Origin of the sequence: Streptomyces sp. NPDC048370 (genome assembly GCF_043200825.1) — a bacterium.
In the GTDB taxonomy this organism is placed as follows: domain Bacteria; phylum Actinomycetota; class Actinomycetes; order Streptomycetales; family Streptomycetaceae; genus Streptomyces.
The window spans coordinates 209,515-234,002 of sequence record NZ_JBICYI010000002.1; the positions used below are offsets into that span (position 1 = coordinate 209,515).

At 73.0% G+C, this 24,488-nt stretch carries 16 protein-coding genes and 2 pseudogenes; 5 read left to right on the top strand and 13 right to left on the bottom strand.

All coding sequences use genetic code 11. From position 1 onward, the window contains the following. Positions 1 to 60: 60 nt before the first annotated feature. The 7 genes from ACGFYP_RS04810 to ACGFYP_RS04840 form a co-directional block, all read right to left on the bottom strand. Positions 61 to 969, bottom strand: a complete 909-nt coding sequence (locus ACGFYP_RS04810) for a LysR family transcriptional regulator (RefSeq protein WP_393486415.1) — start codon at positions 967 to 969, stop codon at positions 61 to 63. A 4-nt stretch (positions 970 to 973) separates the two neighbouring features. Then, the gene (locus ACGFYP_RS04815) at positions 974 to 2,173 is read right to left on the bottom strand and encodes a glycine C-acetyltransferase (protein ID WP_361966337.1); all 1,200 of its coding nucleotides are present in this window, start codon (positions 2,171 to 2,173) and stop codon (positions 974 to 976) included. 90 nt (positions 2,174 to 2,263) lie between these two features. Beyond that, positions 2,264 to 3,292, bottom strand: coding sequence for an L-threonine 3-dehydrogenase (gene tdh / locus ACGFYP_RS04820; protein ID WP_393487472.1), 1,029 nt, complete (start codon positions 3,290 to 3,292; stop codon positions 2,264 to 2,266). A gap of 168 nt (positions 3,293 to 3,460) precedes the next feature. After that, a complete protein-coding gene (locus tag ACGFYP_RS04825) occupies positions 3,461 to 4,999 on the bottom strand; it encodes a phytoene desaturase family protein (RefSeq protein WP_393486418.1) in 1,539 nt (512 codons plus the stop codon). Between the two features lie 175 nt (positions 5,000 to 5,174). Continuing rightward, positions 5,175 to 7,406, bottom strand: coding sequence for a tetratricopeptide repeat protein (locus ACGFYP_RS04830; protein WP_393486420.1), 2,232 nt, complete (start codon positions 7,404 to 7,406; stop codon positions 5,175 to 5,177). Further along, positions 7,388 to 8,290, bottom strand: coding sequence for an oxygenase MpaB family protein (locus tag ACGFYP_RS04835; RefSeq protein WP_393486422.1), 903 nt, complete (start codon positions 8,288 to 8,290; stop codon positions 7,388 to 7,390). The genes ACGFYP_RS04830 and ACGFYP_RS04835 overlap by 19 nt, the downstream gene beginning before the upstream one ends. 125 nt (positions 8,291 to 8,415) lie before the next feature. Beyond that, complete coding sequence (locus ACGFYP_RS04840; RefSeq protein ID WP_393486424.1) at positions 8,416 to 9,519, bottom strand: GNAT family N-acetyltransferase; 1,104 nt, start codon at positions 9,517 to 9,519, stop codon at positions 8,416 to 8,418. Between the two features lie 94 nt (positions 9,520 to 9,613). On the opposite strand from ACGFYP_RS04840, the pseudogene ACGFYP_RS04845 reads away from it, so the two are divergent. Then, a pseudogene (locus ACGFYP_RS04845) lies at positions 9,614 to 10,044 on the top strand (YciI family protein); the annotation flags it as partial. Positions 10,045 to 10,086: 42 nt separating this feature from the next. On the opposite strand, the gene ACGFYP_RS04850 reads toward ACGFYP_RS04845, so the two are convergent. Both ACGFYP_RS04850 and ACGFYP_RS04855 read right to left on the bottom strand, forming a co-directional pair. Beyond that, complete coding sequence (locus tag ACGFYP_RS04850) at positions 10,087 to 11,265, bottom strand: acyl-CoA dehydrogenase family protein (protein ID WP_361966325.1); 1,179 nt, start codon at positions 11,263 to 11,265, stop codon at positions 10,087 to 10,089. Positions 11,266 to 11,559: 294 nt separating this feature from the next. After that, positions 11,560 to 11,760 (bottom strand): hypothetical protein, encoded by a 201-nt coding sequence (locus ACGFYP_RS04855; protein ID WP_361966323.1) that lies wholly within the window; start codon positions 11,758 to 11,760, stop codon positions 11,560 to 11,562. Here ACGFYP_RS04855 and ACGFYP_RS04860 point away from each other — a divergent pair. Beyond that, positions 11,736 to 12,092: pseudogene (locus ACGFYP_RS04860) on the top strand (hypothetical protein); the annotation flags it as partial. The gene ACGFYP_RS04855 and the pseudogene ACGFYP_RS04860 sit on opposite strands and share 25 nt — an antisense overlap. A 76-nt stretch (positions 12,093 to 12,168) precedes the next feature. Here ACGFYP_RS04860 and ACGFYP_RS04865 read toward each other — a convergent pair. Beyond that, a complete protein-coding gene (locus ACGFYP_RS04865; protein ID WP_393486427.1) occupies positions 12,169 to 15,408 on the bottom strand; it encodes a BTAD domain-containing putative transcriptional regulator in 3,240 nt (1,079 codons plus the stop codon). A 126-nt stretch (positions 15,409 to 15,534) separates the two neighbouring features. On the opposite strand from ACGFYP_RS04865, the gene ACGFYP_RS04870 reads away from it, so the two are divergent. Then, positions 15,535 to 17,622, top strand: coding sequence for a SpoIIE family protein phosphatase (locus tag ACGFYP_RS04870; protein ID WP_393486429.1), 2,088 nt, complete (start codon positions 15,535 to 15,537; stop codon positions 17,620 to 17,622). A 15-nt stretch (positions 17,623 to 17,637) separates the two neighbouring features. Then, positions 17,638 to 18,651: a PHP domain-containing protein gene (locus tag ACGFYP_RS04875; RefSeq protein ID WP_393486431.1), complete on the top strand. Its 1,014-nt coding sequence runs from the start codon at positions 17,638 to 17,640 to the stop codon at positions 18,649 to 18,651. 32 nt (positions 18,652 to 18,683) lie between these two features. Here ACGFYP_RS04875 and ACGFYP_RS04880 read toward each other — a convergent pair whose 3' ends face one another. The 3 genes from ACGFYP_RS04880 to ACGFYP_RS04890 all read right to left on the bottom strand — a co-directional run bounded on the left by ACGFYP_RS04880 (position 18,684) and on the right by ACGFYP_RS04890 (position 22,013). Further along, complete coding sequence (locus tag ACGFYP_RS04880) at positions 18,684 to 20,075, bottom strand: NADP-dependent succinic semialdehyde dehydrogenase (protein ID WP_393486433.1); 1,392 nt, start codon at positions 20,073 to 20,075, stop codon at positions 18,684 to 18,686. A 128-nt stretch (positions 20,076 to 20,203) separates the two neighbouring features. After that, the gene (locus ACGFYP_RS04885; RefSeq protein WP_147977719.1) at positions 20,204 to 20,866 is read right to left on the bottom strand and encodes a response regulator transcription factor; all 663 of its coding nucleotides are present in this window, start codon (positions 20,864 to 20,866) and stop codon (positions 20,204 to 20,206) included. After that, positions 20,841 to 22,013: a sensor histidine kinase gene (locus ACGFYP_RS04890; RefSeq protein WP_393486436.1), complete on the bottom strand. Its 1,173-nt coding sequence runs from the start codon at positions 22,011 to 22,013 to the stop codon at positions 20,841 to 20,843. The genes ACGFYP_RS04885 and ACGFYP_RS04890 overlap by 26 nt, the downstream gene beginning before the upstream one ends. Before the next feature lie 175 nt (positions 22,014 to 22,188). Here ACGFYP_RS04890 and ACGFYP_RS04895 point away from each other — a divergent pair, with 175 nt between their 5' ends. Next, positions 22,189 to 24,483 carry an MMPL family transporter gene (locus ACGFYP_RS04895; RefSeq protein ID WP_393486438.1) on the top strand — a complete coding sequence of 765 codons (2,295 nt, stop codon included), beginning with the start codon at positions 22,189 to 22,191 and terminating at the stop codon, positions 24,481 to 24,483. Positions 24,484 to 24,488: the final 5 nt, after the last annotated feature.

Below are 24,488 nucleotides of genomic sequence, written 5' to 3' on the forward strand. Positions count from 1 at the left end.
GCCGAGAAGGGGCGGGCCGAGAAGGACGGGCCGAGAAGGGGCGGGCGCGCCCGTCCTCCGTCAGTCCGGCGTGCCCGCCGCGTCGCGCAGGGCCGCGAGGACCGGGCTGATCAGGGGATGGTGCTCGGCTCCCCTGCGTACCGCCGCGAAGACGCGACGGGTGGGGGCCACCCCGTCCACCGGGCGGATCGCCACCTCGTCGAGGGTGGTGCCCCGCAGCGCCGAGCGCGGCACGAGCGCGACCCCCGCGCCCGCGGAGGCGAGGGCGACGACCGCGCGGAAGTCGTCGGACGAGTGCTCGATGCGGGGCGCGAAACCGGCGTACTCGCAGGCCAGGACGGTCACGTCATGGCAGGGGTTGCCCGCGGACTGGCCGATCCAGGCGTCCTTGGCGAGATCGGCGAGGGCGACCTGACCGCCCTCGGCGAGCGGGTGGTCGAGCGGCAGGACGGCGTCGAAGGGCTCTGCGTAGAGCGGTACGCGGGTCAGCCGCGCGTCGTCCTCGCCGGGCGCGCCCCGGTACTCGACGGCCACGGCGACGTCGACCTGGCGGTCCAGGACCATCAGCAGGCTCTCGTCGCCCTCCGCGTCCCGCACACGGACCCGGATGCCGGGCGCGGTGCGGGCGAGGCCGGTGATGGCGGGGGCGACGACCAGGCCGATGCCGGTGGCGAAGGCCGCCACCGTGACCGTGCCGGCCTCGCCCGATCCGTACGCGGCCAGTTCGGACTCGGCGCGCTCCAGCTGGGCGAGGACGGCGTTGGCGTGGCTGAGCAGGATCTCGCCGGCCGGGGTGAGCCGGGCCCCTCGGGCATTGCGCTCGACCAGCCGGTGGCCGGTCTCCTGCTCAAGGGCGGCGAGCTGCTGCGAGACGGCGGAAGGGGTCAGGTAGAGCGCGGCGGCAGCCGCCGTGACCGTGCGGTGGTCGGCCACCGCTCGGAGGATGTGCAGCCGCCGCGCTTCGATCATTCCCCTAGTCTCGCAGGGCGGCGCGCGCGTCGACGAACGCGTCCACAGCCCGGTTCACATCATCGGACGAATGGGCCGCCGAGAGCTGCACGCGGATACGGGCCTGGCCCTGCGGAACCACGGGGTACGAGAAGCCGATCACGTACACGCCGCGCTCCAGGAGCAGCTCCGCCATGCGCCCGGCCTCCGACGCGTCCCCGATCATCACGGGCGCGATGGCGTGGTCGCCGGGGAGGATGTCGAAGCCCTCGGCGGTCATCCGGGTGCGGAAGAGCTCGGTGTTGGCGCGCAGCCGCTCGCGCAGGTCACCGGCCGACTCCAGCAGGTCGAGGACCTTGAGGGAGGCGGCGGCGATGACCGGGGCGAGGGTGTTGGAGAAGAGGTACGGCCGCGAGCGCTGGCGCAGCAGGGCGACGATCTCGGCGCGGGCGGCGACGTAGCCGCCGGAGGCGCCGCCGAGGGCCTTGCCGAGGGTGCCGGTGATGATGTCGACGCGGTCCATGACGCCGTGCAGCTCGGGGGTGCCGCGCCCGCCGGGGCCGACGAAGCCGACCGCGTGGGAGTCGTCGACCATGACCATGGCGTCGTAACGCTCGGCCAGGTCGCAGATCTCGCCGAGCGGGGCGACGTAGCCGTCCATGGAGAACACGCCGTCGGTGACGATCAGCTTGCGGCGGGCACCGCCCTCGGTGGCCTCCTTGAGCTGCTGCTCCAGGTCGGCCATGTCGCGGTTGGCGTAGCGGAAGCGGCGGGCCTTGGAGAGCCGGATGCCGTCGATGATCGAGGCGTGGTTGAGGGCGTCGGAGATGACGGCGTCCTCGGGGCCGAGCAGCGTCTCGAAGACGCCGCCGTTGGCGTCGAAGCAGGAGGAGTAGAGGATCGTGTCCTCCTGGCCGAGGAAGGAGGACAGCCGGGCCTCCAGCTCCTTGTGCACCTCCTGCGTACCGCAGATGAAGCGCACGGACGCCATGCCGTAGCCCCAGCGGTCCAGCGCCTCGTGGGCGGAGGCGATGACCTCGGGGTGGTCGGCGAGGCCGAGGTAGTTGTTGGCGCAGAAGTTCAGCACCTCACCGGGCTGCCCGCCGGCGGTGACGGCGACCGTCGCGGACTGGGGGGTGCCGATGACGCGCTCGGGCTTGTGCAGTCCGGCGGCGCGGATCTCGTCGAGGGTGGTGCGGACGTCGTCGCGTACGGAGTCGAACATGGTGGGTTCCTTAGAGAAGATCGGACGCGAGGAGAGGGGTGATCAGGAGCGTGATCAAGACGGTGACCAGGTCGGTGACCAGGACGGTGATCAGACGGTCCAGTCGAGGATGATCTTGCCGCCCTTGCCGGACGCGGCGTCGTCGAAGGCTGCCTCGAAGTCGGAGTACGCGTAGCGCCCTGTGATCACCGGGGCGAGGTCGAGGCCGCCCTCCAGGAGGACCGACATCGCGTACCAGGTCTCGAACATCTCGCGGCCGTAGATGCCCTTGATGGTGATCATCGAGGTGACGATCTTCGCCCAGTCGACGGCGAAGTCCTCCGCGGGCAGGCCCAGCATGGCGATCTTGCCGCCGTTGGTCATGTTCGCGACCATGTCGCGCATCGCGCGCGGGTTGCCGGACATCTCGAGGCCGACGTCGAAGCCCTCCTTGAGGCCCAGCGTGCGCTGGCCGTCGGCGATCGTCTGCTCGGCGACGTTGAGCGCGAGCGAGACGCCCGCCTTGCGGGCGAGGTCGAGGCGCTCCTCGCTGACGTCGGTGATGACGACGTGGCGCGCGCCGGCGTGCTTGGCGACCGCGGCGGCCATGATGCCGATCGGGCCCGCGCCGGTGACGAGGACGTCCTCGCCGACGAGCGGGAAGGAGAGCGCGGTGTGCACGGCGTTGCCGAACGGGTCGAAGATCGCGGCGACGTCGAGGTCGACCGGGACGCGGTGCACCCAGACGTTGGACGCGGGCAGGGCGACGTACTCGGCGAACGCGCCGTCGCGGCCGACGCCGAGGCCGACGGTGGCGCGGCAGAGGTGGCGGCGGCCGGCCAGACAATTGCGGCACTTGCCGCAGACGAGGTGGCCCTCGCCGCTGACCAGGTCGCCGATCGCGATGTCCGCGACGTCACGGCCGGTCTCGACGACCTCGCCGACGAACTCGTGGCCGAGGGTCAGGGGTGTGGCGATGGTCTTCTGGGCCCAGCCGTCCCAGGAGCGGATGTGGAGATCGGTCCCGCAGATACCGGTCCGCTTGACCTTGATCAGTACGTCTCCGGCGCCGATCTCCGGCTCCGGCACGTCCATGAGCCAGAGTCCGGGTTCTGCCTTGTGCTTGACCAGCGCCTTCAATGTCATGGCTCCCGACGTGCGTGTCCTGTGACCTTCGGGGTCCCGGCACGGTTCCGTGCCCAAGATCCCTGAAGGAAATCTTCCGTACGTCAGCCTCGCGGTCCATCGAGGTTTTCTTAAGCACCGCCACAGGTGAGCTTCACGCCCTTGCCGGGGAGGGCGCGACCGTCACCGTCCGAGCGCCGCCATCGCCGCGTTGTGGCCGGGGACGCCGCTGACCCCGCCGCCCCGGACGGCCCCCGCGCCGCAGAGCAGGACGTTGGCGTGGGCGGTCTCGACGCCCCAGCGGCCGGTGCCCTCTTCCCCGTAGGGGAAGGAGAGGTCGCGGTGGAAGATGTGACCGCCGGGCAGCCTCAGGTCGCGTTCGAGGTCGAGCGGGGTCTTCGCCTCGATGCAGGGCCTGCCCTCGGCGTCGAGGGCGAGACAGTCGGCGAGCGGCTCGTCGAGGACGGCGTCGAGTTCGGCGAGGGTCGCCTTGAGGAGGGCGGCGCGGGCTCCGTCGTTGTCGGCGGCGAACAGCCGGGCGGGGGTGTGCAGCCCGAAGAGGGTGAGCGTCTGGTAGCCCCGGCCTGCGAGTTCCGGGCCGAGGATGCTCGGGTCGGTCAGCGAGTGGCAGTAGATCTCGGAGGGCGGCGCGGCGGGCAGCCGGCCGGCGGCGGCCTCGGCGTACGCGGTGGCCAACTGGCCGTATCCCTCGGCGATGTGGAAGGTCCCGGCGAACGCCTCGCGCGGGTCGACGGAACGGTCGCGGAGCCGGGGCAGCCGGGTGAGCAGCATGTTCACCTTGAGCTGGGCACCTTCGGCGGGTGGCGGGGGCGTCTCGCCGAGGAGGTCGGCGAGTGCCTGCGGCGAGGCGTTGACGAGTACGTGCTCCGCCGCGACCACGCCCTCCCCGTCCGCCGTGCGGTAGGTGACCTCGGCGCGTGCGCCGTCGGTCTCGATCCGGACGGCCTCGTGGCCGGTGCGGATCTCCGCGCCCGCCGCGCGGGCGGCGGCCGCGAGCGCGTCGGTGAGGGCGCCCATGCCGCCGACGGGTACGTCCCAGTCGCCGGTGCCGCCGCCGATGACGTGATAGAGGAAGCAGCGGTTCTGGAGCAGCGAGGGGTCGTGGGCGTCGGCGAAGGTGCCGATCAGGGCGTCGGTGAGGACGACGCCCCGGACGAGGTCGTCGGCGAAGGTCTCCTCGACGGCGGCGCCGATCGGCTGCTCGAAGAGCATCCGCCAGGAGGTCTCGTCGTCGACGAGCGAGCGGAGCTCTGCGCGGGTGGGCAGCGGCTCGGTGAGTGTGGGGAAGACCCGCTCGGCGACCTGTGCCGTACGGCCGTAGAACGCCTGCCACGCCTCGTACTCGCGGTCGGAGCCGGTGAGGGCCGCGAAGGAGGCGCGGGTCCGGTCCTCTCCCCCGCCGACGAGCAGCCCGCCGTCGCCCGTCGGGGTGTACGAGGAGATGGACCGTTTCCGCACGGCGAACCGCAGCCCCAGCTCGCTCACGATCTTCCCCGGCAGGAGCGAGACCAGATAGGAGTAGCGGGAGAGCCGGGCGTCGACGCCGGCGAAGGGCCGGGTGGACACGGCGGCGCCACCGGTGGAGCCGAGGCGTTCCAGGACGAGGACGGTGCGTCCGGCCCGGGCCAGGTAGGCGGCGGCGACGAGTCCGTTGTGGCCACCGCCGACGATGACGGCGTCGTACGAGCGCTGTGCGGTCATGTCTCTTGCTAACACGCGAAGATCGCCCTGCGGAAGCCTGCGGGGGCGGGTGGCTCAGGATCAGCGCGTGCGGGTCAGGCGTGCGGGTCACGCGGGGACGGACGGCTCAGGATCGGGCCTGGTGGCTCAGGCGGGGGTACGGCTCGGGATCGGGGCGGTGCGGCGGGCATGCGCCTCAGGCGTGGGGCGGGCGGGCGTGGGTGGCGACGCGCAGGGCCGCCACGCGGCGGTACAGCTCGACGGCCTCCGTGTGGCGGCCGAGTCGTTCGAGGCAGTGGGCCTCGTCGTGCCGGCCCGCCAGCGCGTCGGGGTGCTCGGGGCCGAGGGTGCGTTCGCGGGCCTCGGCGACCTGCCGATAGACCGCGAGGGCCTCCGGCCAGCGCGCGAGCCAACCGAGGCCGACGGCGATCTCGCGGCGGCTGATCAGGGTGTCCGGGTGGTCGGCGCCGAGGACGCGCTCCCTGACCGCGCACACCTCGCGGGCCTCCTCGACGGCCTCCTCCCAGCGGGAGAGGCGACCGAGGTTGACGCCGAGGCCGTGGCGGGCGCGCAGCGTCTCGGGGTCGTCGGGGCCGAGGACCCGGGCGCGGACGGCCACCAGGTCGCGGTAGAGGTCCAGGGCGTCGCCGCTCCGGCCGACCCGGCCCAGGCAGATGCCGACCTCGTAGCGGGCGGCGAGCGTGTCGGGGTGCTCCGGGCCGAGGACGTCGGAGCGCGCGGCGGCGACGTCGCGGTAGGTGCCGAGCGCCTCGGCCCAGCGTCCCAACTGCCCGAGGTTGTACGCCACTTCGTAACGGGTCACCAGGGTGTCGGGGTGGTCGTCCCCGAGCAGTCGGCCGCGCGCATCGGCCACCTCCGAGGCCATCCGGTGCGCGTCCTCGAGACGTCCGAGCCGCCCCAGGTTGAAGGCCAGGTTGTGGCGGCAGCGCAGCGTGTCGGGATGCTCCGGCCCCATGGCGCGTTCGCGCGAGGCGAGCACCGCCACGTACACCTGGTGCGCCTCGACGTGCCGCCCGAGCCGGCCGAGGACGTACGCCGTCTCCTGGCGGGCGGCCAGCGTGTCGGGGTGGTCCGCGCCGAGGACCCGCTCGCGCTCCTCGGCCACCGCGACGAACTCGCGCAGGGCGTCGGCGGGGCGGCCGAGCCTGCTGAGGGTGAAGCCCAGTTCGTACCGGCTGGCGAGGGTGTCGGGGTGGTCGGGGCCGAGGACCCGGCGGCGGTCCTCGACGACGGACCGGTGCACGTCCTCGGCCTCGTCCCAGCGGCCGAGCCGGCCGAGGCCGAGCCCGGCCCGGTGCCGGCCGGCGAGCACGGCGAGGAGTTCCGGCGGCGCGGCGGCCCTCTCCCTGCCGTCCGGGGTGCGCGGGGGCACCACGCGGGACGCTGCCGTCCACTCCCCCGTGAGCTCGGTGGCGGGGTCGTACGCCGGGATCCGCGCCGCGAGCGAATCGGCGGTCGCGCGGGGCCCGACCGTCATCCCCCGTGCCCAGGAGGGCAGTCTCCGCGGTGCAGACGTCGACGCCGACGCCTCGGCGGGCGCCTGCACGGGAGGGAGGCCCGTGCGGGCCGAGATGATCCGTCGGCGCAGGACGCTCGCGTCGGTGGGGCGGTCGTCGGGGGTCTTGGCGAGCAGGTCGAGGACGATCCGGTCCAGGTAGTCCGGCAGTTCGGCCCGGTGCGTCCGCAGGGGTTCGGGCGGGGTGTCGCGGTGGCCGACGAGGACGGCCCAGGCGTCCTCCAGGTCGAAGGGCGGGGCGCCGGTGGCGATCTCGTACAGCACACACCCCAGCGAGTACAGGTCGCTGCGGTGGTCGACCTGGCCGCCGCTGATCTGCTCCGGTGACATGTAGTGCGGGGTGCCCATGGCGATGCCTGTGCCGGTGAGCTGGGAGCTGTGGCCGATGTTGTCGCCGAGGCGCGCGATCCCGAAGTCGCAGATCTTCACGGCGCCGTCGCCGAGCCGCATGATGTTGGCCGGCTTCAGGTCGCGGTGGACGATGCCCTGACGGTGGGTGTAGGCGAGCGCGTCGGCGACCTGCTCGGCGATGTCCACGACGTCCTGCACGGGGAGCGGGTGCTGCTTGTTCTCCTCCATGAGCTGGCTGAGGTTCTGCCCCTCCAGCAGCTCCATGACGAGGAAGAGCACGCCGTCGTACTCGCCGAAGTCATGGACGACGGTGACGCCCCGGTGCTGGAGGGAGGCGGCGACGCGGGCCTCGCGCCGGAACCGTTCCCTCAGCACCGTCACGAAGTGCGCGTCACGCTGGGGTCCGAGCGGCTTGAGGCACTTGACGGCGACCCGGCGGCCGAGCGACTCGTCGGTGGCCCGCCACACCTCGCCCATACCGCCGCGCCCGATCACGTCGTGCAGCCGGTACCGGCCCTGGATCAGCCTGGTGTCCGCCATCGCGTGTTGTCGCCCCCGTATGGTCCTCGCGCCCTCCCCGGCCCGTCCAGTATGGCTCCCTGATTGCGGAGTTTGTACGGGGCGGGGCGCGCGTCGGGGCCAAGCCGGGACATCGCGTTCAGAATGTGACCTGGCGGAAGCCGCCAGCGGAGCCTGGCCGGAATCGAACGCAGCAGGTTGGCCGTCGCGGTGAGTTGGTACGTGACGGTGTCGGGCGGCGGAGCGGACCTGCCGTAGAGCTCGTGGGCGTAGAGGGGCAGGCAGTTGTAGGCGAGTGACACCACGCGCCGCCAGATGATCTCGCGCGCCGGGACGAGGGCGGGGTTGACGGGCGGGCGGCGCAGAAAGGTGTCGACGGTGTGGGCGTCCGCTCCGGCGGCGAGTCGCGGCCGTACGTCGTCGAAGTAGGCGGCGAGTTCGTCGGCGGTGGCGGGCACGGCGGTCGGGTCCAGTCCGACGAGGCGGGCGGAGACGCGGTGTTCGTCGATGTAGCGGTCCGCCTGGGCGTCGGTGAGGGGGATGCCGGAGCGGCGGACGACGGAGAGGTACGAGTCGACCTCGGCGCAGTGCACCCAGAGGAGGAGCTCGGGGTCGTCGACTCCCAGGAGCCGGTGGATCTTCCGCACGCGGGCGCCGGCGATCTCGGCGGCCTCGGTGGTGCCGTAGCTGATCGTGCCGACGAAGTTCGCCGTCCGCAGCAGTCTGCCCCAGGCGTCGCGGCGGAAGTCACTGTTGATCATGACTCCGCGAACGGCGACGGGGTGGAGCGCCTGCAGGTACAGCGCGCGGACGCCGGCGATCCACATCACCGGGTCACCGTGCAGCTGCCAGGTCACGGAGTCGGGGCCGAAGAGCCCGGGGTCGGCGTCCTGCCTCTGCCTCATACGTTCAGGCTACGTGCGCCTGGGCCGGATCGGCCGGGGGAAGCCGTACTTCGTCCGTCGAGAGGATCCGGAGATCCGGGTGCCCGGATGCCCCCGGGTGCGCGGGTGCTCGATGCGCGGAGTGATCACGATTCCTCCCACACGACGGACTCGATGAGCCAGTCACCGCCCGTGGTCTTCGCGAACTGCGTGTGCTGGCGTCCCCAGCCCGAGAACGGCGCGCCGTCGCGGATGCCGTGCTTGTGGAAGAGGGAGGACCGCAGGGCGCGGCCGACGGTGACGACGGTCGACCAACTGACCTCGAACTCCTCGAAGTCGGTCAACTCCGTGCCGTTCAGAAAAATCTCACGGGGCGCCAAGAACTCCTCCACGTCCATCCGGACGACATCCTGCCCGCCCTCCGCCACGTACTCGATCACGGCATCGGGTGCGAGGACCGCCCGGGCCGCGTCCAGGCGGACCGGCTCTCCGGCGCGGCGCGTGAACGCGCCGAGGAAGGCGGAGAGCGCCCGGTCGACGGCGCGTTCGTCCGTGGAGCGTGCCGGGGCCTTGCGCCACTCGTCGGCGAGCACGGCGAACTGCGAGTCGCTGCACCAGGCGTTCTTGAAGAACGTGCTGTCGCGCAGGACGGATTCGTGCCGCATCCCGATGCGGCGCATGAGGGCCGCGGACGCGAGGTTCCGTACGTCGCAGATCCCGATCACGCGGTGCCAGCCGAAGTCGTCGAAGGCGATGTCGAGCGCGCCCGAGACGGCCTCCGTGGCGATGCCCGTGCCGTGGACGTCCGGGTGGAAGGCGAACCCGACCTGCCCGGTGTCCGGTTCGCCCGGCTCACGCCGGAGCAGCACCTCACCCACGACCCGCCCCGACGCGTCCTCCACGGCCAGGTCGAGCCAGTCCCCGGGCTGGGCGAGCGCCTCCCCCGCGATCACGCGCTCGATGGTCTCGGCGGTCACCTCACGGGTGTGCGGCTCGTGCGGAAGATAGAGCGCGACCTCGGGCAACGAGCGGTGGGCGTAGATGGCTTCGAGGTCGTCACGGCGTACGGGACGCAGCCTCAGCCGCTTCGTCCGCACCGGGTACGACGGGTGTACGGGAGCGCCCGAGTCGGCGGGGTCGGGGGCGGCGGCGCCCGAGTCGGCGTCGGCACCCGGGTCGGGGGCGGGCAGGATCGTTTCGTCGGGTGTGGTCCCGTCGGCCGGTTCGGTCGACTCGCTCTGGTCGGGCATCGGGCTCTCCGTTCGCGCGCGGTGATCACGAACAGTGTGCCGTGTACCGTCCTACCGGCCATAGCCCCCGACCGGCCTCCACACCTCGTCGAGCTGCACGGGCAGCGTGCACATCGTCGACCTGCCCGACGCCGACGCGGCCCGGGCGTTCGCCTTCGACGAGCCCAACTACCAGGCCGGGGTGTACCGGGACGTCCTGCTGCGGCGGTGGCGCAACACGCTGGGGCGGACGATGCGGGAGTACCCCGGCGGCCGCGAGGGCGGCAACCGCTACCTGCTCCTGGGCCTCGGGGAGGGGGAGCCCGTCGGCCTCACCCTCCGTCGGCACCGACCGATCCGGCAGACCGGGACGACCTGATCGCGTACGGGCCTCTGCTGTCCGACGACGGCGCCACCTGGGTGGGCACGGCGGCCCTGGTCCGCGCGCCGGACGCGGCGACGGCCGCAGCGGTCCTGCGGACCCCCGAGCGGTACACCGACATCGAGGTCCACGTCTGGTCCTTCGGCGGCCGCCCGACGACCTGACCGTCCGGAGAGCCGCCGCCGAACCCCTGACCACCACAGTTCTCAGCGGCGGACGCGGGGCATGCCCAGACCGATCCAGGAGATGATCTCCCGCTGGATCTCGTTGTTGCCGCCGCCGAAGGTGAAGATGACCGCCGAGCGGTAGCCGCGTTCGAGTTCGCCGTGGAGGACCGTGCCCGCGGAGCCCTCCTTGAGGGCGCCGGCCGAGCCGACGACCTCCATCAGCCAGGCGTAGGCGTCGCGGCGGGCCTCGGAGCCGTAGACCTTGACGGCGGAGGCGTCCTGCGGGGTGAGGGTGCCCTGCTGGACCGCGTTCACCATCTGCCAGTTGAGGAGTTTCATCGCGTCGAGCCTGGCGTGCGTACGGGCGAGGCTCCGGCGCACCCAGCCGAGGTCGATGACCCGGCGGCCGTCGGCGAGCTTGGTGTCGGCGGCCCAGCGCTGGACGTCGTGGAGGGCCCGGATGGCCATCGTGCCGTGGGCGGCGAGGGTCACGCGCTCGTGGTTGAGCTGGTTGGTGATGAGCCGCCAGCCCTTGTTCTCCTCACCGACGCGGCGGGAGACCGGGACGCGGACGTTCTCGTAGTAGCTGGCGGTGGTGTCGTGCGAGGCGAGGGTGTTGATGAGGGTGCAGGAGTAGCCGGGGTCGCTCGTCGGGACGAGGAGCATGGTGATGCCCTTGTGTGCGGGGGCGTCCGGGTCGGTGCGGACGGCGAGCCAGACCCAGTCGGCGGTGTCGCCGTTCGTCGTCCAGATCTTCTGCCCGTCGACGACGTACGTGTCGCCGTCCCGCACGGCCCTGGTCTTGAGGGCGGCGAGGTCCGTCCCCGCGTCGGGCTCGCTGTAGCCGATGGCGAAGTCGATCTCGCCGGAGAGGATCTTGGGCAGGAAGTAGGCCTTCTGCTCGTCGGTGCCGAACTGCATGATCGTCGGACCGACGGTGTTCAGTGCCATGAGCGGCAGCGGGACACCGGCCTGGGCGGCCTCGTCGAAGAAGATGAACTGTTCCATGGGGCTCAGCCCCCGGCCTCCGTACTCGACGGGCCAGCCGACACCGAGCCAGCCGTCGGTGCCGAGCCTGCGCACGGTCTCGCGGTAGAAGCGTTTCTGCGCGGCGGGGTCGGCGTAGCGCGCGTGGACGTCGTCCGGCACGAGTTCGGCGAAGTACGCACGCAGCTCCTCGCGCAGGCGGTGCTGGGCGGGCGTGTACTCGAGGTGCATGGGGCCTCCCGTGGCGGCGTCCTGGGTACCGTGCGCGCGACGGCGGCCACGGTAGAACGTGTTCCACAAATGGGGAAGCCCCACGACGGACCCGGGGACGGGGCGCGGGCGGTGCATGACGCGTGCGGCGCCGGGGGGTGGGGAGTGCGGGCATCGCGTACCGCCTTGGCTCGGTGGGGGAACGTCCGGGCCAAGGCGGTCGGGTGCTCTGCCGAGCTACGAGCTGCTGAGCTACGAGCTGCCGAGCTACGAGCTCCTGAGCTGTGGTGCGCTTGAGCTGGCTGGTGGCTGGGGTCAGGGCAGGAGCTCGTCCAGGGAGGCGCGTCCCTTCTCCGCCATACGGCGCTCCGCCCACGCGAGGCTCTTCGGATTCACGTCACGTCCGGAGGCGAGGATCAGGTCCTCCGCCGTGTATTCGCCCTCCGACCCGGCATGCAAGAGGCGGTCGGGCGTCGGGCTCTCCCCCGGAGATGTCTTGTCGGACTCAGCGTTCATGCCGCCTCCATACTCGTTCTTCCGGTACCGGCCATTCTCGTGTCCGGTTCCCGGGACCGCATCCGGGCCGCCGGGCCGGCTCCGCCGTGTCGGTTCCGAGTCGGCCCCGTCTCGGCGCGGGTGGGGAGGGTGGAAACCCCGGGGAATCCCCCGGGGCCCCAGGGAATCCCCGCCCCCACCGACCACCAGGAGCCCTCGATGCCCCCGACGCCGCCCGCCGCTCTCCCCCTCCGCAGTATCCGGTCGTCGGCGTCCGCCAGGTCACCCCGCGCACGGTCCGGGTCACCTGCGGTGGCGACTCCCTCGCCGATCTCGCCCTCGCCGGACCGGACCAGCAGGTGAAGCTGTACTTCCCGCGCCCCGGCCAGTCCGAGCTGAGACGGCGGCCACCGGCCGCGCCTCCCAGGTTCAGAAAAGGGCCGCCGCCTCCTGTACGGAGAGGGCGGCGCCGTCCTCGTACCGCTGTGCGTACGTCGCCGGGTCGAGGGCCTTACGGAGCGCCCGTTCCGCGTGGTCCCGTACGGAGGACTCGGTCTGCTCGGTGAAGGGGCGGAAGCCGGCCCCGCCCGCGTCCCCGTGGTGGGCGTCGTACGCGCCGAGCAGGCGGGCGCCGTCCTCGGCGTCGTGCGGCGCGCCGCGTCCCGTGCGCGCCCAGGCCGCCGCCGGGAACAGGCCGACGACGAGGTACGGGGCCACGAGGTACGCGAGGCCTTCCACGTCCCGTACGGCACGGGTGAGGCGGTCGGCGGCCTCGGCGTACGCGTCGTCCAGACAGTCGAGCCAGCCGCGCAGTCCCCCGGTCACGCCGAGGAAGAGGTCGGGCGTGTCGCCTCGGAACTCCTCCTCCATGCGGTCGACCTGCTCCCGGGCGAGGGCGGTGCGTCCGGTGTGTCCGTAGTGCTGGGCGAGGAGCAGGCGGGCCGTGCTGACCGGCTCCCCGCTCGACTCCGTGGAGGCCTTCTCGGCCATCTCTACGAGGAGCCCTTCGGCCGCCGCGTGCGCCTCGGCGTCCGTGGCGGGGAGCCGTAGCCGTACGGCGGCGAGCCGAGCCGTGAACGCGGTGGCCTGGGAGCGGGCGGCGAGCCCGGCGGCGGCCCGGGCGGCGTGTTCGTAGTCGGCGGCGGCCTCGGCGAGGCGGCCCGACCGTTCGTACGCCTCGCCGCGCGCGGAGCGGGACTCGGCGATGCCCCAGGCGTCCTGGACCCGCTCGAAGTGGGCGAGCGCGGCCTCGGCGTCGGCGGGGCGGTCGCCCAGGAGTCTGGCCCGGAGCAGGTGGGTGAAGGCGAGGTCCCAGCCGAGGCCTTCGGCGCGGCAGGCGGCGAGGAGGGCGTCGAGGGTCTCGTCGAGGCTGTGGAACTCGCCGGTCATCAGGCGGGCGAAGAACCACATGGTGCCCGGCTGGCGGCAGTTCTGGGGCATGCCGGGGCGGTAGGCGGAGACGATGGCGTCGAGGCGGGCGCGGGACTCGGGCCGTTCGAGGGCAGTGGCGCCCTCGCCGCCCTCGGCCGCGAGGACGAGCAGCCGGCAGCCGCGTCGCGCCTCCCACAGCTGCTCCTCGGACCACGGCGGCGGGGTGTCGGTGCAGCGGTCGGCGAGGGGGACGGCGTGTCGGACGGGCGGGGCGAACGGGTCGGGGCCGAGGGCGGCTGCGGCCCGCGACCAGAGGCGGGCGTCGGCCTGCCGGGCTCTGAGCTGCCAGAACCAGCTCATGGACAGGACCAGGCAGAGCGCCTCCTGTTCCGCGCCGAGGTCCACGGCGGTCCGCAGGGCGGCGGTCACGTTGCCGTGCTCGGTTTCGAGGCGGCTCAGCCAGGCCGGCTGGCCGCCGCCGCGGAGCGCGGGGTCGGCGTGGCGGGCCAGCTCGCGGTAGTGGACCAGGTGCCGGCGCTCGGCCTCACCCCGGTCCCCGGCCTCGTCCAGCCGCTCCCCCGCGTACTCCGCGACGGTCTCCAACAACCGGTACCGCATACCCCCGTCGTCACCCGGCGCCGCCACCACCAGCGACTTGTCGACAAGAGAACCGAGCAGGTCGAGGGTGTCGTCGCCGGACGGGCCGACCGCCTCCGCCGCCTCCAGGTCACAACCGCCCGAGAACACCGACAACCGCCGCAGCACCGCCCGTTCAGGCTCGGTCAGCAGCTCCCAGGACCAGTCGACGACCGCCCGCAGGGTCTGCTGACGCGGAAGCACCGTCCGCGCCCCCGAGGTCAACAACCGGAAACGGTCGTCGAGCCGGTCCGCCACCTGACGCGGCGACAGCACCCGCAACCGCGCCGCCGCCAGCTCGATCGCCAACAGCAGACCGTCAAGGCGCCGGCAGATCTCCGCACACGCCTCCGGATCATCGGCCGGATCGAACCCCGGCCGCGCCGCCGCACCCCGGTCCGCCAGCAGACGCACCGCCTTGTCCTGCGGCAACGGCTCCACCGGACGCACGAACTCCCCCGGCACACCCAACGGTTCACGACTCGTCGCCAGAACCGACACCCCCGGACACCGCGCGAGCAACACCTCCGCCAACTCGGCCGCCGCACCGATCACATGCTCGCAGTTGTCGAGGATCAGCAGCAGCCGACGCGTACCGCAGTGCTCCACCAGGCGCGTGAGCGCGTCCCGGGGTGCGGCTCCCCACTGCTGCGTCTCCCGGCCGCCGAGTGCGGTGGGGACGGCGGCCGCCACCTCGGACTCCTCGCGCACGGAGGCGAGTTCGGCCGACCACACCCCGTCCGGCCACCGCCGCGACCCGGCGTCGGCGGCCTCCAGGGCCAGCCTGGTCTTCCCCACGCCGCCCGGCCCGATCAGGGTGACCAGCCGACGCCTCGCCAACTCGGCCACCAGAGCGTCGAGTTCCCTCTCCCGTCCGACGAACGAGGTCAGCCGTGCGGGCAGCCTGGGAGGCGGCTCCGCCGTCGGCCCGTCGCCCGCGAGCAACTCCGCGTACAGGCCCCGTAGTTCGGCTCCCGGATCCGTCCCCAGGCGATCCGCGAGCACGGTGCGGACCTCCTCGTACGCGCGCAGGGCCTCGGCCCCGCGCCCGGCCGCCCGCAGGGCGCGGATCCGGAGCGCCTGAACGCTCTCGTCCAGGGGCTGCTCCGCCGCGAGGGCCTCCAGCGGGGCCACTGCGGTCGCGGCCCGGCCGAGGGCCACGGTGGCGGCGAGGCGGTCCCTGCGGGCCTGTGCGTGGCGCTGGTCCGCCCGTAGGACCAGCGGGTCGCCGTCCCGGCCGGGCAGATCGGCGAGCGCGGGCCCGCGCCACAGCCCGAGCGCCTCGTCGAGCAGGCGCGCCGCCCGCTCCGCCTCCCCGGCCGCCAGCGCCTCCGCGCCCTCGGCCGCCAGCCGCTCGAAGACGTACAGGTCCACGTCCTCGGCCCCCGCGGCGAGCAGGTACCCGCCCGCGGAGGAGTCCACGGCGTCCCGTCCCAGCGCCCGGCGGAGCCGCCCGACCAGCGCTTGGAGCGCCTCGGTGCCGTCGCCGGGCGGGGCGCCCTCCCAGATCAGCTCGATCAGCTCACCGGCCCGTACGGCGCGCCCTTCCGCGCCCGCCAGGACCGCGAGCAGGGCACGGAGGCGGGCGCCGCCGAGGACGGCCTCCTCGCCGTCGGCCCGGAGGGCCTGACAGGGGCCGAGGACGCGGTACCGGATGATCATCGGCCCATTCTCCCCCGCGCGGCCACCGGTCCGACCGCCCCCGGCGCGCCCCCGTCGGTCACAACTCGGGCACTCGGTGTGTCGCCGCCATGGCGTCGGAGGGGTGCGGGTTCGACAATGGTGAGGATGACCGATGACGACCGGCGCACGCGCAGTGGCGAGATCGGGCCCACCGAGCGGCTCGCCATGAATCGGACCGGCAGCTTCGACTGGGACCTCGACACGGGCACCATCGACGTCGACGAGGCCGGGCTGCTGGTCTTCGGGCTGGAAGCGGGCGAGTTCGACGGGCGCCCCGCCTCGCTCGTCCGGCGCCTCGACCCCGAAGAGCGTGCCCGGGTCGACGGGGTCGTGCGGGCGGCGATCACCAGCGGCGAGAGCTCGTACACCGCGCAGTTCCGGATCGAGGGCGACGACGGAACACCCCAGTGGACGCATGTCCAGGCGCGAATTCTGCGGACGCCGGACCAGCGGGCCCACCGGATCGTCGGCGTCGTCCGCGACACGACCGCCGAGGTCACCCACTCCGCCTTCGTCCTCGACCTGGAGAAGCGCCGCGAGGTCCAGACGAGCATCGTCGAGCGGACCACGCACGCGCTGTCGCGGGCGGTGACCGTCGACGACGTGACGGCGGCCATGACCGGTCCCGGGGGGCTCGCCCGGCTCGGCGCGGACGGGCTCGCGCTCGGCCTGGTCGAGAACGGTTCGCTCAACGTCATCGCGCTCAGCGGGGAGTCTCTGGAGGCCCTGAACGACTTCCGTTCGCACCGCCTCGACCGGGGACTGCCGCTGGCGGAGGCGGTGCTGAGCGGCCGGCCGCGGTTCGTGTCCGCGTTCGCCACCCTCGGGCGGGACTACCCGGAACTGGCGCCCTACGTCGAGCGGCTGAAGTTCACGTCCGCCTGCTACCTGCCGCTCGTCGCCCAGGCCCGGTCGCTGGGCGGGATGGCGCTGTTCTACCGGCGCCGTTCCTCGTTCAACGCCGACGAGCGCAATCTGCTGCTCGGCCTCGCCGCGATCGTCGCGCAGTCCCTCCAGCGCGCCATCCTCTTCGACGAGGAGCGGGAGCTGGCCACCGGGCTGCAGGAGACCATGCTGCCGCGCCGCATCCCGGCGATCACCGGCGGCGAGATCGCCGTCCGCTACCACGCGGCCTGGAGCGGGCGTCAGGTCGGCGGCGACTGGTACGACGTGATCGCGCTGCCCCGCGGCCGGGTCGGGGTCGTGGTCGGGGACGTCCAGGGCCACGACACGCACGCGGCCGCGATCATGGGGCAGCTGCGGATCGCGCTGCGGGCGTACGCGGGTGAGGGCCACGCGCCTTCGACGGTCCTGGCGCGGGCCTCCCGTTTCCTCGCCGAACTGGACACCAACCGCTTCGCGACCTGCACCTACGCCCAGGTCGACCTGGGCACCGGCACGGTGCGGGCCGTGCGCGCCGGGCACCTGGGGCCGCTGATCCGGCACACCGACGGCCGCGTCGGGCAGCCCAAGCTGCGGGGTGGGCTGCCGCTCGGTCTCGCGACCGTGTTCGGGGACGAGGAGTTCCCGGAGACCCGGCTCGACCTCGTGCCCGGCGAGACGCTGGTGCTCTGCACCGACGGACTGGTCGAGCAGCCGGGCTCGGACATCCAGGCCGGTCTGGAGGCCCTGTCGGAGGCGATGAGCGCCGGTCCGCCGCAGGCGGAGGCGCTCGCGGACCACCTGTCGGAGCAGCTGTGGGAGCGCTGGGGTGCGGGGGACGACGTGGCCCTGCTGGTGCTGCGGCGCAGCCCGGACCCGGGGACTCCGCGTGCGCCGCGCATCCACCAGTACATCCACCAGGCCGATCCGCAGGGCCTCTCGGACGCGCGGGCCGCGGTGAGCCAGGCGCTGCGGGACTGGAACATGTCCGAACTGGCCGACGATGCCGAGCTGTTGACCGGTGAGCTGCTCGTGAACGTACTGCTGCACACGGAGGGCGGCGCGGTGCTCACCCTCGAGGTGCTGCCGGAGCCGGTGCGCCGGGTGCGGCTGTCGGTGCAGGACCGTTCGAGCGCCTGGCCCCGGCGGCGTACGCCGGGCGAGGCGGCGACCTCGGGGCGCGGGCTGCTGCTGCTCGACGCGCTGGCGTCGCGGTGGGGCGTGGAGCCGCGCGGCGAGGGCAAGGCGGTGTGGTGCGAGATCGGCCCGGTGCACGCCGGGGTCGCGCCCGGATCCCTGGGCGCGGGCTAGTGGTGAGGAGCCGATATGGACCCCGTGGCGGCGCTGGACCGGATCGCTTTCCTGCTTGAGCGCTCGCAGGCGCCCACGTACCGCGTACGGGCGTTCCGTACCGCGTCCGCCGCTGTCGCGGCCATGGCGGAGGGTGAGGCCGAGCGGCGCGCGACGGCCGGGAGCCTGGAGTCGGTCAAGGGCATCGGGCCGAAGACGGCGGCCGTGATCCGGGAGGCCCTGGAGGGGCGGGTGCCGGAGTATCTGGAGCGTCTGGAGGCCGAGATCCCCGTGCCGGAGGTCACCGGCGGCGAGACGCTGCGGGCGGCGCTGCGGGGCGACTGCCATCTTCACTCCGAATGGTCGGACGGCGGCAGCACGATCGAGGACATGGGCCGGACCGCGGCCCGGATCGGCCATGAGTGGGCGGTCCTGACCGATCACTCCCCCAGTCTGAAGGTGGCGCGCGGCCTGTCGCCCGAGCGGCTGCGCGAGCAACTGGACGTGGTGGCAGGGCTGAACGAGGAGTGGGCACCGTTCAGGCTGCTGACCGGGATCGAGTGCGACATCCTGGAGGACGGTTCGCTGGACCAGGAGCCCGAGCTCCTCGACCGGCTGGACGTCGTGGTCGGCTCCGTTCACTCGAAGCTGCGGATGGACGCGCCGGCGATGACCCGGCGGATGGAGAAGGCGGTACGCAATCCGCTGATGGACATCCTCGGCCACTGCACGGGGCGGCTGGTCAGCGGGGGACGGTTGCGGCCGGAGTCGGTCTTCGACGCGGAGCGCGTCTTCGCCGCCTGCGCCGAGTCGGGGACGGCGGTGGAGATCAACAGCCGCCCGGAGCGCCTCGACCCGCCGCGCCGGCTGTTGCGGGCGGCGGTGGAGGCGGGGGTGTGGTTCGCGGTGGACACGGACGCCCACGCGCCGGGGCAGCTGGAGTGGCAGATCTTCGGGTGCGCGCGGGCGGAGGAGTGCGGGGTGCCGACGGAGCGGGTCGTCAACACCTGGTCGGCGGAAGAGCTGTTGGCGTGGACGCGGGAGGCATAGCGGAAGGATGGCGGGAGGGATGGCGGCCGGGATCAGGTCCGCTGCCAGACCGTCGTCGCGTTGCAGAACTCGCGGATGCCGTGGCCGGAGAGCTCCCGGCCGTAGCCGGAGCGCTTCACGCCGCCGAACGGGAGCGCGGGGTGGGAGGCCGTCATGCCGTTGACGAACACGCCGCCCGCCTCCAAGTCCCGTACGAAGAAGGCGATGTCCGCGTCGTCGCGCGTCCACACGTTCGAACTGAGCCCGAACGGCGAGTCGTTGGCGACGGCCACGGCCTCTTCGATGTCACCGACCTGGTAGAGCGTGGCGACCGGGCCGAAGGTCTCCTCCTGGTGGACGCGCATCTCCGGGGTGATCCCGGTCAGCACCGTCGGCAGGTAGAACCAGCCGCGCGGGTGGTCCGCGGGCCGGGAGCCGCCGCAGAGGACCGTGGCACCCTTGCTCACGGCGTCGTCGACGAGTTCCTCCAGGTCGGCGCGGCCCTGTTCGGTGGCGAGCGGGCCGACGTCGGTGGAGTCGTCGAGGGGGTCGCCGACCGTGAGCGCGGACATGGCGGCGGTGAAGCGTTCGGCGAAGTCGTCGTAGACGTCGCCGTGGACGATGAAGCGCTTCGCCGCGATGCAGGACTGGCCGTTGTTCTGCACGCGCGCGGTGACGGCGGTCTTGACGGCACGGGGGACGTCGGCGGACGGCATCACGATGTACGGGTCGCTGCCGCCGAGCTCCAGGACCGTCTTCTTGACCTCGTCGCCCGCGATGGCGGCGACCGAGCGACCCGCCGGCTCGCTCCCGGTGAGGGTGGCGGCAACGACCCGACGGTCGCGCAGGACCGCCTCGACGGCACCGGAGCCGATGAGGAGCGTCTGGAAGCAGCCCTCGGGGAAGCCGGCCCGGCGGAAGAGGTCGCCGAGGTAGAGGGCGGTCCTCGGCACGTTGGAGGCGTGCTTGAGGAGCCCGGTGTTCCCGGCCATGAGAGCGGGCGCGGCGAACCGGATGACCTGCCAGAGCGGGAAGTTCCACGGCATGACGGCGAGGATCGGGCCGAGGGGCCGGTAGTGGACGCGGGCGGCGTCGGCGCCGGAGTCCCGCACGTCCGCCGGGGCGGGGTGCTCGTCGGCGAGCAGGGCCTCGGCGTGGTCGGCGTACCAGCGCATCGCCTTGGCACACTTGGCGGCCTCGGCGCGGGCGGCCGAGATCGGCTTGCCCATCTCGGTGGTCATCGTGCGCGCGACGTCCTCGGCATCCTCGTCGAGGAGGTCCGCGGCACGGCGCATGAGGCGGGCGCGTTCGGCGAACGAGGAGGCGCGGTACTGCCGGAACGTCTCGTACGCAGCGGCGACCCGCCGCTCCACCTCGTCGTGACCGTGCGCGTCATAGGTGCGCAGCGTCTCGCCCGTGGCGGGATTCACGGTGGCGATCCCCATCTGGACTCCTCCTGCCCGTCCGCCCCACAGGCACCCTCCCGCGCCCAGGACCGGACCGCAAACGGGGAGGGGGCGCGGGGGTGACGGGGGCCGGGCGGGGACTCATGGGACATGGCCCGGCACCCGGCTCAGGTTCCGGGGAGGATGCGGCGCGTTTCGTAGGCCCACATCGCGATCTCGACCCGGTTGCGAGCACCGAGTTTGGCCATCAGGCTCGCCAGATGCGTCTTCACCGTGCTGAGGCTGATGTGCAGCGCGTCGGCGATCTCGGTGTTGGTCAGCCCGCGAGCGACGGCGAGGAGCACCTGCTCCTCGCGGGCGGTGACGGGGGAGACCGGCTGGGCCGCGGGCCGGCCGGCGGGCAGGTCCGCGAACGCCTGGAGCAGACGGACGGTGACGCTGGGCGCGATGAGCGCCTCACCGTCGGACGCCGACCGTACGGCCTGCGCCAGAAGGTCCGGTCCCGTGTCCTTGAGGAGGAATCCGCGGGCGCCGGCACGCAGTGAGCCGTAGACGTACTCGTCGAGGTCGAACGTGGTGATGACGACCACGGCCAACGGGTCGGCGACGCCCGGGCCGGCGACCAGCCGGGTGGCCTCGAGCCCGTCGAGTACAGGCATGCGGATGTCGAACAGGCAGACGTCGGGGCGCAGTTCGCGGGCCAGACGTACCGCCTCCCGTCCGTCGGCGGCCTCGCCGACCACCTCGATGCCGGGCTGGGCGTTCAACATGATCCGCAACCCGGTACGGATGATCGTCTGGTCGTCAGCGACGAGGACGCGAATGGACACCGCTCTCGCTCCTCGCTCTCGGCAGTTCGGCGTCGACATGCCAGCCCCGGTCGGTACCCGGGCCGGCTCGTAGTGTGCCGCCGAGCAGCGTCGCGCGCTCGCGCAATCCGGTAAGTCCGTATCCGTCGCGACCCCGGCCGGTGCGCCGGCCGTTGTCGCGCACGCTCACCCGCACCATGTGCCGTTCCGCGGCGACCCGGACGACGACCTCGGTCGCGTCGACCGCATGGCGCAGCGCGTTGGTCACCGACTCCTGCACGATCCGGTAGACGGCCGCGTCCACGGCCGGGGGCAGCGCGTCCAGTTCGCCGTCGAGCCCCAGGTCGACCCTGAGGCGACCACCCGGGGTGCGCACCAGGCGCTCCAGATCCGCGACACCGGCAGGCGGCGCCAGCTCGGCGCCGACCCCGCGGTCGCGCAGCGCGGCGACCATGGCGCGCATTTCCTCCAGCGTGCGCGCCCCTTCCTCCTCGACCCCCTCCAGCGCCCCGACGGCGGCGGACGGGTCGGTGCCCGCGAGCACCCGGCCCGCCTGAGCGATGATCACCATGGCCGACACATGGTGGGCCACCGTGTCGTGCAGTTCCCGGGCGAGCTGCTCGCGCTCGCGGGAACGTACCTGCTCCAACTGCCGCTCGCGAGCGGTGACACGGAACCGCACGGCAGCCCCGACCACGCCGGGCAGCAGCAGGAAGACGTAGCCCACGACCTTTTCCACGACCGGGGTCTCGTCCGTGACGACACACAGCGCGCCGGCTGCGAGGATCACCGCGCCGCCCAGCACGATCTCCCGTCCCGATCCCCACCGGGGCAGCGCGTACACCAGCACGAGCACGACCGCGCCGGTGTACAGGCCGACGGGCTCGCGCGGTGCGGCGACGAGCGAGGCCACCGGAAGCAGGATCACCGAGCCGAACGCCAGCGTCACCACCGCCAGCGGGCGGGTCCGGCGCCACAGGGGCAGCAGGCACAGCCATACGGCGAGCACCACCGCCACCGGCCGCCACACGACGTTCTCACGGAGGGTGGCCTCCAGCGCCACACCGGCAAGGCCCGCGGCGAGCAGCGCCCAGTCCCGCCGCACCCGGGCGGGCGCGTCGGGCGGCCGGGGTTCGGTCCACAGGGTTCGCAGGTCGTCTCGGAGCACGGTTCTCAGCCTAGGGACCGCGGCGTGCCGCGCATCGGCCGAAAGGACGGGGATTCACTCCGACTTGGGGCCGACGGATCCGCGGCCCTCGGGCCGATGCCGCGGAGCGCCGTGGCGAGGAGCCTCGGCATCGGCGGCCGTACAAGGACGGCCGACGAGGTGGTTGGAGGACCCGATGCTCTCGAAAGCCCTGTTGCGCCTGGGCGCAAGCGCCGCCCGCCATCCCTGGCGGGTGATCGCGGTATGGCTGGTCGCCGCCACGCTCGCCGTCCTCGCCGCCGTCGCCTTCGGCGGGCGGACCGCGGATTCGATGACCGCTCCGGGGCTGGACTCCCAGCGGGCCGCGGAACTGATCGAGCGGGCCGGCACCGGTCAGGAGGGGATGACCGCCCAAGTGGTCGTCACCCCCCTCGACGGCGCTGCGACGTTCTTCGACGACGACGGCGCGCGCACCGCGCTCACGCGGCTGCGGGCCGAGGTGAAGCGGCTGCCGCACGTGCTCGGCACGAGCGACCCGGCGGGGGCGCTCGACGCGGGCGGGGACACCGCCGTGCGCGGCGGCCTCGTCTCGGCCGACGGGCGGATCGCGGTCGTCCGGGTGCAGTACCCCGACCAGAGCCGGCTGTCGGCCGAAGACCTCGACGCCCTCGTCGATCTCGGCGACCGGCTGCGCGCCGAACTTCCCCTGCGCATCGAGATGGGCGGGAGCCTCTTCTACGCCTTCTCCGGCTCCGACGGCGGCTTGAGCGAGCTGATCGGCCTCCTCGCCGCGGCCGCGATCCTGTTCCTGGCGTTCGGTTCGCTCGTCGCCGCCGCGCTGCCGATCGGCATGGCGGTCTTCGGACTGACCGTCGGGGTCGCCACGATGACGGTACTGGCGGGGGTCACGGACGTCCCCACCTTCGCACCGGTCCTGGGCAGCATGGTCGGGCTCGGAGTGGGCATCGACTACGCGCTGTTCGTGCTCGCCAGGCACCGGGAGTACCTCGCGCGCGGGCTCGACCCGCACGAGGCGGCCGGACGAGCGGTGGCCACGGCGGGGCGGCCGGTGGTCTTCGCCGGCGGAACCGTCGTCGTGTCGATCCTCGGCATGGCGGTCGCGAACGTGCCGTTCATGACGGTGGGCGGGCTGGCCGTCTCGATCGTCGTCCTGACGATGGTGCTCGCGTCGGTGACGCTGCTGCCGGCCTTCCTCGGCGCCGCCGGCCCACGCCTTGCCCGGGCCGGCCGGATCGGCCGGGCTCTGCAGACCAGGAAGCCGGGCCGACTCGCACGGCGGCGGGACCCGGCGGCAGGCGCCGCCCACGCCGCCGGGTGGCGTCGCTGGATCGGGCACGTCAGCCGGCACCCGGTGCCGTACGCGGTCGGCGCGGCGGGGCTGCTGCTGGCCGCGACGCTGCCCGTGCTCGGCCTGCGCGTCGGCCTGCCCGACGACGGCTCACTGCCCCACAGCCGTACCGAGCGCCGGGCCTACGACCTCGTCGCCGAGGGATTCGGCCCGGGCACCAACGGTCCCCTCGTCATCGCCGCGGACCCCACCGGTGATCCGGGAGTGCTGGACCGACTCGTCGGGGCGGTCGCGGCGGATCCGGGCATCGCGTCCGTCGCGCCGGCGCACATCGATCGGGCCACCGGCATCGCGACCCTCCTGGTGTTCCCGACCACCAGCCCTCAGGACAAGGCCACGGCCGACACCATCGCCAGGCTGCGCACCGACGTGCTGCCCACGGCGATCGGGCACGGCCCGGCCAGGGCCCACGTCGGCGGCGCCGCCGCGAGCCTGTCCGACGTGGGCCGACGCACCAGCCAACGCCTGCCGGTGTTCGTCGCCGCCGTGCTGGCGATGTCGTTCCTGCTGCTGATGCTGGTCTTCCGCTCGATACTCGTACCGCTCAAGGCGGTACTGCTGAATCTGCTGAGCATCGGCGCGGCCTACGGCATCATGGTCGCGGTCTTCCAGTGGGGCTGGGGAGGCGCGCTCATCGGGCTGGAAGCCACGGTTCCGATCGTGTCGTTCATCCCGATGTTCCTCTTCGCCATCCTGTTCGGCCTGTCGATGGACTACGAGGTGTTCCTCCTCTCCCGCGTACGCGAGGAGTACCTGCGCACCGGCGACAACGGCACGGCGATCGTCGAGGGCGTCTCGCGCACCGCCCGGATCATCACCTCGGCCGCCCTCATCATGGTGGCGGTCTTCCTGTCCTTCGCCGTCGCCGATGATCCCTCCACCAAAATGTTCGGGCTCGGCCTGGCCACCGCGATCTTCATCGACGCCACGGTCGTACGCATGGTGCTGGTACCGGCGACCATGACACTCCTCGGCCGGACCAACTGGTGGCTGCCGAAGTGGCTGGACCGGATGCTTCCCCGCGGCCCGGTCGGCACCGACGGCACCGACGCGGAATCTCCGGCCGGATGCGGGGTCGTGAACTCCCCATCCGGATCGGTAAGTTGCACTCGCGTCACGTAAGACCG